At 47.9% G+C, this 16,564-nt stretch carries 14 protein-coding genes; 2 read left to right on the top strand and 12 right to left on the bottom strand.

The window, feature by feature from the left end:
- Window positions 1-3 precede the first annotated feature (3 nt).
- The 12 genes from G3255_RS14255 to G3255_RS14310 form a co-directional block, all read right to left on the bottom strand.
- Window positions 4-1,446, bottom strand: a complete 1,443-nt coding sequence (locus G3255_RS14255) for a YhgE/Pip family protein (protein ID WP_211655077.1) — start codon at window positions 1,444-1,446, stop codon at window positions 4-6.
- Complete coding sequence (locus G3255_RS14260; RefSeq protein WP_211655078.1) at window positions 1,443-1,901, bottom strand: MarR family winged helix-turn-helix transcriptional regulator; 459 nt, start codon at window positions 1,899-1,901, stop codon at window positions 1,443-1,445. The genes G3255_RS14255 and G3255_RS14260 overlap by 4 nt, the downstream gene beginning before the upstream one ends.
- Before the next feature lie 146 nt (window positions 1,902-2,047).
- Window positions 2,048-4,159 (bottom strand): immune inhibitor A domain-containing protein, encoded by a 2,112-nt coding sequence (locus tag G3255_RS14265; RefSeq protein ID WP_211655079.1) that lies wholly within the window; start codon window positions 4,157-4,159, stop codon window positions 2,048-2,050.
- A 245-nt stretch (window positions 4,160-4,404) separates the two neighbouring features.
- Window positions 4,405-5,538, bottom strand: a complete 1,134-nt coding sequence (locus G3255_RS14270) for a bifunctional cystathionine gamma-lyase/homocysteine desulfhydrase (protein ID WP_211655080.1) — start codon at window positions 5,536-5,538, stop codon at window positions 4,405-4,407.
- Window positions 5,535-6,470, bottom strand: coding sequence for a PLP-dependent cysteine synthase family protein (locus G3255_RS14275; RefSeq protein ID WP_211655081.1), 936 nt, complete (start codon window positions 6,468-6,470; stop codon window positions 5,535-5,537). Before G3255_RS14275 ends, G3255_RS14270 begins: the two co-directional genes overlap by 4 nt.
- Before the next feature lie 11 nt (window positions 6,471-6,481).
- Entirely contained in the window at window positions 6,482-6,955 is a 474-nt protein-coding gene (locus G3255_RS14280) for an S-ribosylhomocysteine lyase (RefSeq protein ID WP_211655082.1), read from the bottom strand.
- A gap of 13 nt (window positions 6,956-6,968) precedes the next feature.
- The gene (locus tag G3255_RS14285; protein ID WP_211655083.1) at window positions 6,969-7,604 is read right to left on the bottom strand and encodes a class I SAM-dependent methyltransferase; all 636 of its coding nucleotides are present in this window, start codon (window positions 7,602-7,604) and stop codon (window positions 6,969-6,971) included.
- Between the two features lie 160 nt (window positions 7,605-7,764).
- Window positions 7,765-8,409 carry a YczE/YyaS/YitT family protein gene (locus tag G3255_RS14290; protein WP_211655084.1) on the bottom strand — a complete coding sequence of 215 codons (645 nt, stop codon included), beginning with the start codon at window positions 8,407-8,409 and terminating at the stop codon, window positions 7,765-7,767.
- 55 nt (window positions 8,410-8,464) lie between these two features.
- A complete protein-coding gene (gene ybaK, locus G3255_RS14295) occupies window positions 8,465-8,953 on the bottom strand; it encodes a Cys-tRNA(Pro) deacylase (protein WP_211655085.1) in 489 nt (162 codons plus the stop codon).
- Window positions 8,954-8,967: 14 nt separating this feature from the next.
- Entirely contained in the window at window positions 8,968-11,127 is a 2,160-nt protein-coding gene (locus G3255_RS14300) for a DNA topoisomerase III (RefSeq protein WP_211655086.1), read from the bottom strand.
- 142 nt (window positions 11,128-11,269) lie between these two features.
- A complete protein-coding gene (locus tag G3255_RS14305) occupies window positions 11,270-11,839 on the bottom strand; it encodes an NADPH-dependent FMN reductase (RefSeq protein WP_211655087.1) in 570 nt (189 codons plus the stop codon).
- A 154-nt stretch (window positions 11,840-11,993) separates the two neighbouring features.
- The gene (locus G3255_RS14310) at window positions 11,994-13,817 is read right to left on the bottom strand and encodes a cation:proton antiporter (RefSeq protein ID WP_211655928.1); all 1,824 of its coding nucleotides are present in this window, start codon (window positions 13,815-13,817) and stop codon (window positions 11,994-11,996) included.
- Between the two features lie 159 nt (window positions 13,818-13,976).
- Between G3255_RS14310 and G3255_RS14315 the strand changes: the two genes are divergently transcribed.
- Together G3255_RS14315 and G3255_RS14320 are read left to right on the top strand one after the other, a co-directional pair.
- Window positions 13,977-14,159 carry an SE1832 family protein gene (locus tag G3255_RS14315; protein WP_211655088.1) on the top strand — a complete coding sequence of 61 codons (183 nt, stop codon included), beginning with the start codon at window positions 13,977-13,979 and terminating at the stop codon, window positions 14,157-14,159.
- Between the two features lie 37 nt (window positions 14,160-14,196).
- Complete coding sequence (locus G3255_RS14320) at window positions 14,197-15,762, top strand: ABC-F family ATP-binding cassette domain-containing protein (protein ID WP_211655089.1); 1,566 nt, start codon at window positions 14,197-14,199, stop codon at window positions 15,760-15,762.
- The last annotated feature ends 802 nt before the right edge of the window (window positions 15,763-16,564 follow it).

Genomic DNA, 16,564 nt, shown 5'->3' on the forward strand with positions numbered 1-16,564 from the left:
TCTTTATGCTAATTCAGATGCAGTTTTCATTTCTTTTTGGAATCGGTAGTAATAGACGGCTCCTAACAGCAAAATCATCCCCGATAAAATAGCTGCAAGAATCCATAATGCTTGTTCAAACGGAACATTTCCTTCAAAGCCGAAGATCGACTCCCTCAAGGCTTTGATCGCATAAGTCATTGGGGAATACGGGTGGACAGCTTGGAAAAAGCCATTCGTCAATTGAATAGGAAACGTTCCTTCACTGGCACCAAGCTGCAACACCAACAGCAAGATCCCGAGGAAATTCCCTACTTTATCGAATGCAGCGACCAAAAAAGACAAGATGAGCATCCATGTGTTCGAGATCACAAAAAGAATCAGCAGGAAAGACCCTATATTTTCAACCGGAATATCCAGGACTTTCAAGATAAACACTGCCAATAGAGCCGCTTGGAACGTTCCTTGCGCCAAGATGACCGACAGCTTACTGCCCCACCAACTAAGCAGTGTGGTCGATTCCTGGTCGCGTGTCCGGAAAGGATAAATGGTGGAAAAAGCGATCGCCCCGACATACAAACTGAGCGCAATGATATAAGGAGCAAAACTTTGGCCATAGTTTTCGACTTCCGTGACCATTTCTTTATTGACCGTCACGGGTTCACTGACGATTTGCGCATTTGCCGTTTCAAAAGCGTAAGCTGAAATTTCTTCCGACGCTGCGGACAACTCTTCACTCAAACTCGCTGATCCACTTCCCAATTCATCGATTCCTTGGCTTATCTGCTTGTTGCCTTCTGTCAATTTGGCCAGCTCTGCAGCGAGCGGTGAGGGCGATTGGCCGGCAAGGGTTTCCATGCCATCTCCTACTTGCCCTGCCGATTCTGCAAGCTGCTCCGCCCCGTCCGCTAACTCCCCTGCCCCGGATGAGGCTTCTTTATAGCCGTCATTCATGTCGTTTACCGTTTCAAATACTTTTTCGGTATATAATTCCCGGACTTCGGATGCCACTGCCGTTTCCACAGCCAAAATACTTTGATCGGCAATTGATTTTCCGGAATAGCTATAGCCTGGATTGGTCTCCACATTCAAAGCCATTTCTCTCGGCTCTTCCGTCAAAAGCGAGGATGCATTACTCGAAAAGTCCTTGGGCAATGTAATGGAAGCATAGTAATCCCCTTTGACCACGCCTGCATGTGCTTCATCACTTCCGACGAAATGCCATTCAAAATCTTCATTGCCCTTTAGCTCGTCCACAATCTCTTCACCGATTCGAATGCTTTCTCCTTCCAGTTCAGCTGCTTGGTCTTCATTGACCACCGCAACCGGAAGATCCTCCGTTTTTCCATATGGATCCCACATAGAGGTCAAGAACGAAGCGCTGTAGATAACCGGCAAAAACATAACAGCGATTAATGAGATAATCAGCATTTTTTTCGAGAAAACCGTTTTCAGTTCATGAATCATTGTTTGTCGCCATCCTTTTCCATTTTCAAGCAATTGACGATTTCATCCAATTGGCTAGTGAACTTTATGATTTCATCGCCTGTAAAGCGTTCACCCAGCAAATCATTTAGATTTTCAAAAATGACTGTCTCGCTTATCACCAATAGTTCCGCTCCCTTTTGAGTAATTGAAATGGCTTTTTTCCGTAAATCCTGATTGGTCAAGATGGCAATTAAGCCATCTTGCTCCAATTTCCTGATTCGGTTGGAGATGGCTGTTTTAAAGACCCCTTGAATATCCGCGATTTCACTTTGGGAAATGGCTGGATTTTTTTTGATGATCCGCAAAGTCTGCAATTGTTGTGGAGAATAGGCTTTTAACTCTTCATGATTAGCGAATACATCCGCTACATAGACATTCACTTCCAAAATAGCTTCACTGAATTTCGAGTAAGCCGTGAATAATTCCTGAGACATTAGTATACCCCCTGTACTTCTTTTTTATATAGTACACCTACTGTACTATATATTCAAGCATGTACTACGAATTTTGCTATCCTGGTGGAGGCAACTGAAAATTACAGCAAAAAAAAGAGCGGGCAGCTGCCCGCTCTTTCCATTACTTACTTTTTGCCATTTCCTTTTTTCTTGCCTTTGCTTTTATCTTCTTTGTACAGTACTTCGTACGTAAATTCTTTGGCTTCTTTCTGGTCTGGCGCTGCTGCATAAGAAGTGATCATTTTCAGGTTGCCTTCACGCAGCACTTGCTGCAAGTCGAGTGCTTCTTTTTCCGTCACATTGTACGGATTGACATTGAATACGCGCTGCTTGCCGTTTTTCTTCGTTTGGATGAAGGTTGTCGTAAAGTCGACGTACTCACCTTTCAATTGGCCAAGTGACTGGAACGGCTCTGTAGACGTTCCATCTGCCGTGAAATCACCCAATTGGATATCTTTGATGAACCAGCCTGCTTCATTGGAACCCCAGTCCGTCATGTTGCGGAACGATACCAATACGTCTTGCCCTGCGTAGTCAGCCAAATCGAATGTTTCAGTAGACCAGTTTGTTTTCTCTCCTGTGAAACCTGGCACGTTCTCTTTGATCGTCGGGTAGCCTTCTTCCACTACATCGGAACGCGTGTTGTCATTCTCGAGTGATTTCCACGTTTCGCCGTTATCCGTAGATACTTGGACGGCCGCGAAATCCCATTGCTCTTCGATATTGTAATAATGCTCGAAGCTCAAAGTCGGGTTGGCAGCTGGAACCGTTGCCCCGAAGATCAAGGCTTGGTCTGCTTCATCGCCATTATTCGCATGAAGCACTTGCTCAGAAGCGTCAAGCGGATTGGCGACTGTTTCCCATTGCAATGGCAGGAAATCCACGCCGTCAAACTTCATGCCGCGGACAGTGCGGTCCAAATTGAATTCCTTAAAGTCGCCGCCCCATGCTGGAACGCCTTCTTTTTCAAAAGTTTTTGCTTTCTCGAAATCCACTGTTTTGCCGCGGACGCCGTCACCGACTGGCAGTTCGCGCAAATCGATGCTATCGAATTTGTAATCCTTGCTGACCGTGTCGTCATCCAAAGTCAAAGCCGTCATGAAATCCTGGTATAGTTCAGTGAATGTTTTGTTTGTGCCGTATTCTTTCAATACTTTATCAATGCTTGCGATGCCTTGAGTGTTTCCGTCAGTAGCAATTTCACGGATGAATTCCTTACCGAACTTGTCGTACATATAAAGCGTGAACAAATAGACTTGTCCATAATCTGCGATCGTTTCAGGGCCAGTTGCCGCTGTCCCGTGCTCATCCCAGTTGACGAGCGAGTTTTCCGGGTGGTCCAAATAGAAGTTGATCGATCCTTCGCCGTGGCCGTAGCCGCCCAGGAATTCAGAGAATGTTGACATCCCTTCGTTAACCCATGTTTCTTCTGCGCCGTCGTTATCGGCTTGGATCAAATGCTGAAGCTCATGGATTGTCGTGCCGAAGAACGTGCTCTCCAGACGCGTTTCCCATGAATTGGTATCGATGGTGATGATATTGCGGTCCGTGTAGTTTTCAAGCGTCTGCCAGAAGAAGCCGGCTACGAAGAACGGGTAGGATGGGTTGTTCCAGCCTTCGTCCTGTACGTTATCGACGAGCATGATCACTTTATCCGAACCTTCGTAATACCCTTCCGGAAGGCCAACCATGCCAGGAAGCGGCGATTTTGAGCCATCAAGCGTATCTGGAGTGCCGAAAAATTCAGTCGCTACTGGGTAGATATTACTGTCGAATTCATCTTTCAATTTGTCCACTTGCGCTTGCGTGACGATGTCAGCGGGTTTCGGATTGTTTGGCCCGTACGCTAAATCATTGGCCACCCAGATTTCCACGTTATCGCCGACGCTGCGAAGTGTGAAATCCTTAAATGACAAATTGCGGTTCAAGAATTTTTTCGTACCGCCGTCATATGTGAAATGTTCGCTTGCCGCAGCATTTTCTCCACCGTCTGCTGTTTCATCATTCAATTCGCCAGCTTGATCTTTGATGCGCTGCGCTGCTTCTTTTTGGAACGATTCATCATTCGTTAACCGGTTTAATTCTTGGTCGATATCGATGCGTTCGCCGTAGCGATCTTCATCCCAAGCACCGAGTGACGGCAACTCCTCAACCGGTGCTGCGCTCGCTGCAGGGGAATAAAGGGAAAGCGCCAATGCGCTCGCTGATAGAATAGGGAACCACTTGCTTTTTTTCATGTATATGTATCTCCTTCCAGAAATATCAGAATATTTTTCTTTCTAAAGATTACCACTTCTTTCGTTCTTGCTGAATAGGGTAAACTATTTATTTCGCTACCCGAAATATAGGATATTAGATACATTAAGGGTGTGTATTCAATAGGTAAATTATATTAACATTCTGATTTGACAGTCTTTATCTTTTAATAAAATCTATAGAACTCCATTAAAAAAAAGCGGACAAATGTCCGCTTTCGCAAAAATTACGCTAAAGCTTGCTGCAAGTCTTCTATTAAATCTTCCACATCTTCAATCCCAACAGAAATGCGTACCAAGCCTTCTGTGATGCCGAGTTCTGCACGGCGGTCTTCAGGAATTGAAGCATGCGTCATCTGCGCCGGAACCGAGATTAAACTTTCTACTGCGCCTAAACTTTCCGCTAGGGTGAAGTATTTGAGCTTGGCAAGCAGCTCATCCGCTTTTTCTTTGCTGCCGACATCAAATGAAATCATCCCGCCAAAGCCGCGTGCTTGTTTTTCCATCAAAGCTTTGCCGGAATGGCTGTCGAGTCCCGGATAAATGACCGCTTCGACTGCCTCATGCCCATCTAAGAATTCTGCGATTTGCTGGGCGTTGGTGTTGGTCTCTTCCATGCGGATGCCAAGCGTTTTCAACCCGCGCATCAACAGCCACGAATCTTGCGGCCCAAGAATCGCGCCAACGGAATTCTGGACGAAATGCAATTCCTCGGCCAGTTGTGCTGTATTGACAACAACAAGTCCCGCTACGACATCGCTATGGCCACCGATATACTTCGTTGCGCTATGCAAGACAATATCTGCTCCAAGAGAAATCGGATTTTGGAAATAAGGAGTCATAAAGGTGTTATCCACGATGGTCATTAGCCCATTTCCTTTAGCAAAAGTCGCAATTGTTTCAATATCGGTCACTTTCAAGAGCGGATTGGTTGGTGTTTCGATAAAGATTGCTTTCGTATTTTCCTGAACGGCAGCTTTCACTTGTTCCAAATCACCCGTATCAACAAAGGTAAATTCAAGCCCGAAGCGATTCAGCACTTTATTTATAACACGATAAGTCCCACCGTACACATCATCCGTCAAAATGACGTGGTCGCCTGCTGAAAACAGCATCATGACAGAAGAGATGGCCGCCATGCCAGAACCGAATGCAAATCCAGCATGCCCGTATTCTACGTCTGCGATCAACTCTTCCAGCGCATGGCGCGTCGGATTGCCGGTCCGTGAATATTCGTAGCCTTTAAATTTGCCTACAGCTTCTTGCTTGTAGGTACTCACTTGGTAAATCGGTGTCGATACAGCGCCGGTCGCTTCGTCTCCGAAGATCCCGCCGTGAATCAATCTAGTTTTCGGTTTCATTGCTGTTCCTCCTCAAAAAGAGCTCCGTAAATATCTTGGCTCAAATAGCGTTCGCTTGAATCGGCAAAGACCGTGGCGATATGGCTGCCTGGTTTTGCTGATTGCGCTTCACGCAAAGCCGCAACAAATGCAGCGCCCGATGAACTGCCGACAAGAAGACCTTCCTTCTGCGCAAGCTCCCTTACGGCTGCAAACGCCTCTTTATCTGTAATCGTGTGGATGCTATCAAAATACTGCGTATCCATAAACGGCGGAATCAATTCCATGCCGATGCCTTCCGTCTTGTGCGGGCCGGATTCCCCGCCGTTTAGGATCGAGCCTTCCGGTTCTACAATGACGGTCTTGATCGCCTGGTTTTGTGTTTTCAAATAACGGGAAGTTCCCATAAACGTACCGCCCGATCCTGCACCTGCAACAAAGATATCGATCTTGCCGTCCATCTGCTCCCAAAGTTCAGGGCCAAGCGTCTGGACATAGGTATCAGGATTGGCGGCGTTTGCGAATTGCGCCGGCATGAACGCGCCTTCTTGCTCGGCAATTTCAGTCGCTTTTTCGATGGCGCCTTTGATGCCTTCAGCGGTCGGCGTATTGATCACTTCAGCACCTAATGCGCGCATGAGTGTCTGTTTTTCCATGCTGAATTTTTGCGGGACGACCAGCTTCAAGCGGTAGCCTTTGCCGATTGCTGCTATCGCGAGCCCGATGCCTGTGTTGCCGGCAGTCGGCTCGACAATCGTGCCGCCTGCTTTGAGCTCTCCGCGTTTCTCCGCGTCGGCAATCAACGCCACGCCGAGACGGTCTTTGACGCTGCCGCCCGGATTGAAAAACTCCAGTTTGGCGAATATCCGGCAGCCATTCGGAATTGTGCTATGCGTCAATTCCAGGACCGGCGTGCGGCCGATCAATTGCTGAATCTCTGTTGCGTAGTCCATGCTGATTCCCCTTATGCCGTTTCTTCTTTAAACACTTGGCGCCACTCATCTTTTTTCGCAAGCATTTCCTTAGCCAGTTCATGTGCGCCTTCTAAGCTATGGCTTGCTGCCCAGCCGCATTGCACTTCGTTGCATGCCGGCACTTCGTCTGCTGCAATGACATCCGTCAAGGTTGCTTCAAGAATGCGCAAAATGTCTTCGTAATCATCGTGGTTGATGACTGACAAATAAAAGCCGGTTTGGCAGCCCATCGGCCCGATGTCGATGATTTGCTCCGAGTGGTTGCGACTATGCTCAGCCATCATGTGCTCGAGCGAATGAAGGCCAGGCATGTCCATATGTTCTTTGTTCGGCTGCTTGAAGCGGATATCATATTTTTTGATAGTGTCTCCGTTTGATCCTGTTTTTTCACCGGCTAGGCGGACATAAGGTGCCGCTACTTTTGTATGGTCCAAGTTAAAGCTTTCAACATTCATTTTTTTCATTACAATCTCCCTTTCATCGTTTAGTTGCATCAATCAAGAATACGTACTCATTTAAGCGTGTAAATGTGACGTCAAACCCATGTTCCTGAAAAATCATTTCCAATGCAGGCACTGTCGTGTAATGTTCGCGCTTCAAGTCTTCGACAAGATTGGCGTGGCCTTCCCCTTCTTCGTAAACGATGCGCCCAAGTTTGGCTTCGGCTGATTCGAATACAGTATCGGCGAAGACGACTTTCCCGCCCGAAGGCAAAATGTCAGCATACTGCTGAATTGCTTGGGCTTTTTCTTCATCCGTCAAATGATGGAAGGCATAACTGCTGACGAAGCTGTTTGGCTTCTGGCGCAAATCAAACGCTAAAAAGTCGCCATCCATTATGTCGAGCTCAGGAAATTTTTGTGCAGCCACGCTTCGCATTGCGCCATTCGGCTCAATACCAGTTACCGTGAGCCCTTCTTGGAGAAGTGCTGCTGTCAAATTGCCTGTGCCAACGCCGAATTCCACGACTGGCCCTTTAGCTTTCTTCGCGACAGCCGTCAAAATCTCCTCGTAGTTTTCGAAAACTGCTTTATATTCCGGATCATGTCCGCTAACTGACTCATCATAAGTGTGCACCCATTCATCAAATATCTCAACAAATTCTCTTCCCATATATGCACTCCCGCTCTCTTGAATGATATGTTACACTAAACCAATAATGTTACTTGGTTTTATTTATAACATATGCCCCTGTCTAGTTCAACTGGAAGGTTTTTCTGTTGACCCACCGTACTCATATAAAAAAGCCCGGCAATCGCCGGACTTAATAACTTCACATTTTCAAAACCGGTGGTACGTCTTTTTGATGTTTTAAGATGAGCCATTTCAATAAAGATTCACATTGCACGAGTGATTTCTGTACAATCCTGCCGATCAATAGCGCACTCACGACGGTGCCGATTCCCACAGGCCCGCCAAGCATCCAGCCAAGAAGCGCAACAATCACTTCAATCGCTGTACGGATCGTGCTGACGCTGAACCCTGTTTTCTGAACCAAGATCAGCATCAAGTCATCCCGTGGGCCGGCTCCCATTTTAGGTGAGACGTACATGCCGACACCATAGCCCATCACAAAGATCCCTGCTGTAAAAATCAAGATTTGCCCAATCAGCGAATGGATATCCGGGAGAAGGAAATTGAATAAATCAATAAACAAACCAATCAGCAGCATATTAAGCCAGGTCCCGAACTGGGGCCACCTTCTGCGCACAAGAGATGTAGTACTGATCAGTGTAAACCCTGCAATGATCGACCAAGTGCCGATGGTCAGGCCGAAGTTCTCGTATAAGCCGACATGCAAGACATCCCACGGCCCGATGCCGAGACGATATCCTTTGATGGTCATCGAAATGCCCAGACCCAATAGCATCATGCCTAACAGGAAAAACAGCCACCGGTAATACATAGAAACTTTCATCCTTTATCCTTCTTTCCTCTGAACCTCGAACGACAAAGCAGCGGACAGGAAACGCTCACGGCTTCACCGTCAATTCCGCAAACTCACCCTGCGTTGCTTTCAGTAAATCTTTCGGTGCCAGTTTCAACTGTGCCCCGACTTTTCCAGCAGATACGATGATGTCGTTCAACTCGGTGGCTTGTTTGGCGACGAATGTCCTGAACGGCTTTTTCATGCCGAACGGCGAACAGCCCCCACTTACGTAACCCGTAAGCGGCAAAATCTCTTTGACCGGCACCATCTCGATTTTCTTTTCGCCGCAGGCTTTTGCAGCCCGCTTTAAATCCAGCTCATCGGCAACGGGCACAAGAAACACGTAATGCTCATTGGAAGACCCAGCTGCCACGAGCGTCTTGTAGACAGTTTCAACAGGTGCCCCGATTTTCGCCGCAACGGATACCCCATCGATTTTTCCATCATCGGTGCTGTATTGCAGCGGCTCATAATCGATTTTTTCACGGTCCAATATGCGAGCGGCATTGGTTTTTGCTGCTTTTTTCGCCACCTTGCCCCCTCCTGTCAGTCGTTTTGCTCGAGCATTTTCTTCAAGGCATCTGCCATTGCCGTGTTTTGCGGCGGCTCGTCTTGCTTCTTCAAATACTTATTAACATCTTTCTTGTTTGCTTTCGATTGTCCTGCTTTTTTGCGTTTTTCAAATGCCGATAACTTTTCACGGTGTCCGCATTTGCAGACGAACATTTTGTTGTCGCCATCGCCGACCATGTCCATGCGTTTATGGCAATTTGGACAGCGGGCATTGGTCTGCATCGAGACATTTTTCTTGAATCCGCAATCACGGTCCTGGCATACGTGCATCTTGCCGCGTTTGCCATTCACTTCAAGAAGCGGCTTGCCGCAGTCCGGGCACATTTTTCCGGTGATGTTATCGTGTTTGAATTTCTTGTCGCTGGATTTGATTTCAGCTACCGACTTTTTCGAGAACGCGACCATTTCTTTCATGAACTGCTCTTTCTTCAGCTGGCCTTTGGCGATTTTGGTCAATTGCGTTTCCCAATCCGCCGTCAATTTCGGTGACTTCAAATCTTCTGGGACGAGCTCCAATAGCTGGCGACCTTTCGACGTAATCGTCAAGTCCTTGCCTTTTTTCTCGATCAGGAAGCTATTGAATAATTTATCGATAATGTCAGCACGCGTGGCGACAGTTCCGAGGCCGCCGGTTTCACCGAGCGTCTGGATCAGCGCTTTCGATTCCCCCGCCATGAACTGGGCCGGATTCTCCATCGCCCCGAGCAAAGTTCCTTCATTGAAGAATGCAGGCGGTTTGGTTTTGCCTTCAGTCAAGGTGATGCCTTTTAATTCTACAGCCTGCCCTTGTTCAAATGGCGGCAACGTCGACTCGCCTTCTTCGTCGGCGTCGTTATAGACACGCTTCCAGCCATCGTTGCGGATTGTGTTGCCTTTTGCCTGGAATGTTTCACCCGCCACGTCGAGCGTAACGGTCGTCCGGTCGTATTCGTGCTGTGGCATGAAAACGGCCAAAAAGCGGCGGACGATCATATCATATAGTTTGTATTCCTTGTCGCTGAGCTCGTGAAGCATTGGCGTTTCTTCGGTCGGGATGATGGCGTGGTGATCCGAAACTTTCGCATCGTCGATGACGCCTTTTTGCGGAACCCCTGCACTTTTCAATGCGGTGTTCGCAAGCGAACGGTATTCACCGACTTGCACCGCTTTGATGTGCTCTTTTAACGTGCCTTTCATATCGCTCGTCAAATGCTTCGAGTCCGTACGCGGATAGGTGACGATTTTATAGCGTTCATAAAGGTTCTGCAAAGTATTGAGCGTTTCTTTTGCCGACCAGCTATAGCGTTTATACGCTTCCTTTTGCAATTCGGTCAAATCGAATAATGGAGGCGCAGGTTGTTTTTTCGGCGTAACTTTGACATCTGTCACCTTGCCTTTATTTGCCGTATCGAGCTTGGCGAATAAACGGTCGATCCGCTCTTTGTCGAAATTCTGCGTCGATTTCCCGTCCGTCCAGGTGAACGAAGCTTTATCGCTGATTGCCTGAAGGCCATAATACGGTTTCGGATGGAAGTTGCGGATGTCCTGTTCGCGCTGCGCGATCATCGCCAACGTCGGTGTCTGCACGCGTCCTGTCGACAATTGAGCATTATGCTTCACTGTCAGTGCACGCGTGGCGTTGATTCCTACCACCCAGTCGGCTTCAGCGCGGGCGACTGCCGCCTGGAATAAGCTTTCGTATGCTTTACCGTCTTTCAAGTTTTGGAAACCGTCTTTGATCGCTTTATCAGTAACCGAGGAAATCCATAGTCGTTTTACCGGCTTGTTGACTTTGGCTTGTTCCAAAATCCAACGGGCGACCAGCTCCCCTTCACGCCCTGCATCGGTCGCGATGATGACTTCTTTCACATCGCTGCGGTTCAATTGCGCTTTGACGGCATTGTATTGCTTCATGGTCTGTTTGATCGGTACCAATTTAAACGGCTCCGGAAGAATCGGCAGGCTTTCCATTTTCCATTCTTTCAAATCGTTATTGTATTGTTCCGGTTGTGCATGCGTCACCAAATGGCCAAGTGCCCACGTGACGATATATTGTTTGCCTTCTAAAAAACCGTTTCCTTTTTGAGAGCATCCAAGCACTCGCGCAATATCACGCGCAACGGACGGCTTTTCTGCAAGAACTACTGATTTCATAAGCTAAAACCCCTTTTCTACAGCGTCTAGTATAGCATCTTCTCCCCGTTCTTGTGGAGGAAGCGCATTTGATCGGCCTTATGCCTTTTTCAATTAAGTTTAGTGTTCAGGCCGAAAAAAAACCTCCCGAGGGAGGTTTTTCTTAATGGTCATCAATATCGAGTGTTTCTTTTGATAGGTGGGTGCTCATTTCTGCATATTGCACAAATACGCGGGCGAGTTCGCGCAGTCGGTCATGGACATCGTCATTGATGATGGCGTTCGTGTCATCGAAATGGCTCGTATGCGTGTAGACGTAGTTCGGCGTTACGAGGCAGCGGAAATAATCAAGAATCGGTTTCAGCTGATTCTCAATGACCAAGTGATGCTGGTACGTGCCGCCGTTCGCGACGATTGATACCGGTTTGTAGCGCATCGTCCGCGGGTGAAGCATGTCGAAGGCATTTTTCAAGACACCTGGAATCGACCCTTGGAAAATGGGCGAAGCGATGATATAGCCGTCCGCTTCTTCAAAACGTTGCACCATTTCACGCATGCTGTCGTTGTATTCCGCATTCGGGCGGCCATCAATAAATTGATGTTCATACTCGCTCATGCTCAAAATGCTCAATTCCATCTCCGGATTCTCTCGCTCGAGATAGACTTTGACCTGTTCCAATACAGCGCCGGTCTTGCGCCCAAGTATCGTTCCATCCACTAATAAAATCTTCATGATCCTGAATCCTCCTTGACTACGTATAAGCAGGCAGCGGAATCCCACTGCCTTTTCCTATTGATTGATCTGGTGCAGTGCATGCTGCAGCTATTGTTTATCATAGCAAAGACACACTCCCCGTGCGTATCGATAGGGCTTTTAATGAAAGATTTCATTCTTTAGTCTGAGAATCTTTTTTGATGCGTTTTGTTTCCAAGCGCTCCTGGATGCGGTCGGAATCACGTTCCGGCCCAGTGAAGCTAATAACGGTATCGCCTTGCTTCGGTTCCAGCACTTTATCGGACGTGAAGAACTCGATATTTCCTTGCGCCGTTTCAATGAATAACGGAATCGTATTGGCTGACCATCTCTTATTGAATTCTTCATAAGTGAAGCGCTCAGTCAATTTCGTGGAACGGATGGCGTAGCCTTGCTCTTCTTTCTCATCAAGCACGTGAATATTCCAATCTTCGGTGAAAAGGATCCGCCCGCTTAACGAGGAATGGAAATCAGCAGGATCCCCTTGGTGAAGCGCCGTCTGGAACAAATTGATGCGCCCCATTTCCGGCACGAAGTTATTGACGACAAGCGCATTGAACGAATCCGTCTCCGAAGCGACGATCATTTTCTCGTAAGGCGTCAAATCCACTTCGTATTCCGTGTGCTCAGAAAGGATATTCCCGACATAAGTCTTGATGCCGATTTGACGTGCTTTTTGCAAGCGGCCCCACGAATCATCGACGAGCAGGACGTTTTTATCCATATCGTAAAGGGCTTTCGCCATCGCAGTCGTGAACCTGCTGGCACCAATGATGATAATTCCCGGATCTTCCGATGAAGCGAGGCCCAATTTGCGGCCGATCCACGTAATGGAAAATCCATGCGCAACTACTGTAGAAAAGACGAGCGCAAAGGTCAGCGCGGTCAAAAGTTCCGCATCCTCGAACCCGGCATCCAATAAGACACTGGCGAAATAGCCGGAGACGGTCAGTGCAACAATGCCTCGAGGGGCAATCCACCCGACCAAGGCTTTTTCCTGCCAGCTCAAGTCGGTGCCGATGGTCGACAACCAGATGGACAAGGGCCGGACGATAAATAACATGACCAAGACAAATGAAATGATTGACCAATTGAAAATTTCAAACAGCACATCCATGCTGAGTGAAGCCGTCAGCATCATGAAGACACTGGAGATCAACAAGATGGACATGGTCTCTTTAAAATGCCGCATATCGTTGATGGAGGAGATGTTCATATTGGCCATGACCATCCCCATTGCGGTTACCGCAAGCAAGCCGGTTTCGTGCATCACGATATCCGAGATGACAAACGTCAACAGCACGACGCCGAACACCATCGGCGATTTAAGGAATTCCGGAATTTGGCCGCGCTCGAACATCCAGCCCATCCCGAGCCCTGCTGCTGCACCGAGTACGGTCGCGAAAAGCGCCGCGAGGAAGAACAGCCCGAATGCAGCGGCGGTAACATCCCCTTCCGCAAATAAGACGAATTGGAATGCAAACAAAGCCAATAATGCGCCGAACGGATCGACAATAATGCCTTCCCATTTCAATAACGCTGCAGGACGAGCTTTCAGTTTAGCTTGGCGAAGCAGCGGCATGATGACAGTCGGCCCTGTTACGATGAACAAGCCACCGATGACAAATGACACCGCCCACGACAGGCCGGCGACATAATGGGAAGCCAAAGTGCCTCCCGCCCAGGCAAGCAAAGCGCCGAATGTAACGATCCGCCACACCGGCTTATTGAACCCTCGGATCTCCTTGAAATTCAAGTTCAAGCTGCCTTCAAATAGGATGATGGCTACAGCAAGCGACACAAGCGGCCGGAACAAATCCCCGAAACTTTCTTCCGGGGAAATCACGGCAAATATAGGGCCGATTAACAACCCGGCAATCGACATCAACACAATCGCTGGAAGGCGGAGACGCCAGGCGATCCATTGTGACAGAACGCCGAGGAAAATAATTAACATGATATCGAACAATAAACTGTCGATGGCATCTCACTTCCTTTTTTCATTTTTTGTTATTATAAAGGAGTTGTAGTGCGCAATGAAAGCGAGAAGCCGAGCGTATCCATTTAAATTTTCTCTACTTGTGGTACAATACAGAGAAAAACTAGGGTGATTTTGTTGAACAAGCAGGAAATCGAATACGCCATCGCCGAACTGAAGAGCGATTACGTACGCCAACAGGGTGATATTGAAAAACTGGAAACGACCGGCCACACGAAAATGGTCGACAAAGCCGAAGAACGGCTTGAAAAAATGGAACAGCGTCTTGCGGAATTAAACAAAGAACTCGCGGAACTTTAACCGCGGTTTTTTTTATGGAAAGTGGAGGAACACATATATGAGTTTATTAACAGTAGAAAGCCTGAGCCACACATTCGGTGACCGTACCCTATTCAATGATATTTCTTTTCGTTTAGTCGAAGGGGAACACGTTGGGCTCGTTGGGGCAAACGGCGTCGGAAAATCGACACTGATGAATATTTTGACAGGCAAGCAAATCCATGATGAAGGAAAAGTCGAATGGCAGCCAAAGACCCATTACGGCTATTTGGACCAGCACACACAGCTGGCACCAGGCCGCACCATCCGTCAAACTTTGCAGGATGCCTTCTTGCCGCTTTATGAAAAAGAAAAAGAATTGAACGACATCGCCATGCAAATGGGCGAAGCCGATCCTGAACAACTCGAATCATTGCTCGAGCAAATGGCCGAAGTACAGGATGCACTCGATGCCGGTGATTTCTATACCTTGGATGTCAAAGTGGACGAAATCGCACGTGGGCTTGGGCTTGATGCCATCGGGCTTGAGCGCAGCGTCGAATCCCTTTCCGGCGGACAGCGGACCAAGCTTTTATTGGCCAAACTATTGCTGGAAAAACCGAAAGTGCTACTGCTGGATGAGCCGACCAACTATCTGGATGAAGAGCATATCCAGTGGCTCGTCAATTACTTGAAAAACTATCCGCATGCTTTCCTGCTCATCTCGCATGATACGGAATTCATGAGTTCAGTAACTGGGGTTATTTTCCACTTGGAATTCTCCCGCCTGAACCGCTACACCGCTTCATATGAGAAGTTCATCGAGCTTGCGGAATTGGCGAAAAAGCAGCATCTCGAAGCTTATGAAAAGCAAGAAGACATGATCAAAAAAACCGAGACATTCATCGCAAAAAACAAAGCGCGCGCTTCGACTACCGGACGCGCGAAATCCCGCCAGAAGCAATTGGACCGCATGGACCGCATCGAAAAACCTGAAATGGCGGCCAAACCGCAATTCGCCTTTAAGGAAACACGCAGCCCAAGCCGCTACGTTGTCGAAGCGGAAGCGCTCCGCATCGGCTACGACAAGCCCTTGTTGCCGCCTTTGTCATTCATGATCGAACGCGGCGAAAAAATCGCGCTCGTCGGCATGAACGGTGTCGGTAAATCGACTTTGCTCAAGACGATGCTCGGCAAGATCAAGCCGCTCGACGGAGACGTCATCCGCGGTGAATACTTGACGCCTAGCTATTTCGAACAGGAAGTCAAAGCACCGACGCACCGCCCGATCGATGAAATCTGGGATGCCTATCCTTCGATGGACCAGGGCCAAGTACGCGGCGCCCTTGCCCGCACTGGATTGAAGAGCGAACACATCGGCCGCCCGATGAACCAATTGAGCGGCGGCGAGCAAGCGAAAGTGCGTTTGTGCAAATTGATGCTGGAAGAAAGCAATTGGCTGATCTTCGATGAACCGACAAACCACTTGGACATCGATGCGAAAGCTGAACTCAAGCGTGCGATGCAAGCTTATAAAGGCACAATCGTTCTCGTCAGCCACGAACCGGATTTCTACGACGGCCTAGCCACGAAAGTATGGAACGTGGAAGACTGGATCGAAGCCGGCAAGCAAACTCAAGAGTAAACTAAACCAAAAACCCGCTGTACACATGAAATTTTGTGTGCAGCGGGTTTTTTAGTTGGATATAAACGGTTTATAAGAAAGCTCTGCGCGAATGAATAATAGAAAAAGAGAGCGAGAGTTTGATTGTGGAATCGTTCTCACATTCTATTTTTGCTTCATCTCACTATTCGCCGCCAGGCTTTGGGTTGGCCTCTTGCAATAAGCCAAGAAAACCACTTGTCTTATTGCGTCGGCTCACCCTTGGCCCTGGTCGGCCAGAAGATTTCATTGATTGGGGTGCGTTTAAATAGATCTGCTTCTTTAGGTAGTTGCCGGCTAGCGGGGAAATCACTTCCCTGGTCTAGTTTCGATTAAGATAATTAGAATTTGGTTGTGGAATCGTTCCGATGTTCTATTGGCGTTTCTTGCTGGTATTCGCCGCCCTGCTTTGTGTTGGCTCTGGCAGTAATGAATTGGCGAAAGGAAGTTGAGCCAATTCATCTGCGATGCTTGAGCGTAGCGAAAGTTGAGCAAGCCGGTTTATGACGATTGAATGCAGCTTTCACTTATCGCGTCGGCTCACCCTTGACGCTTGGCGACTTGGTGATTTCATTGTACGAAGACTGTTTAAGTAAATCTGCTTCTTTACTCCGTTACCGGCTAGTGGGGAAATCGCTTCCCGGGATGCAGCGGCTGGAAAATAGGTGCTTGAACCCAAAAGCATGCTGGTAGATTAAAGCTGCCAATTAGATCTCACGGTTCAAGAAGGAATAAGCTATCAATTTTGACATGTTTCCACATTTTCTATTGAGTGCACAAAAGA

The organism is Planococcus sp. MSAK28401 (assembly GCF_018283455.1).
Classification (GTDB): domain Bacteria; phylum Bacillota; class Bacilli; order Bacillales_A; family Planococcaceae; genus Planococcus; species Planococcus alpniumensis.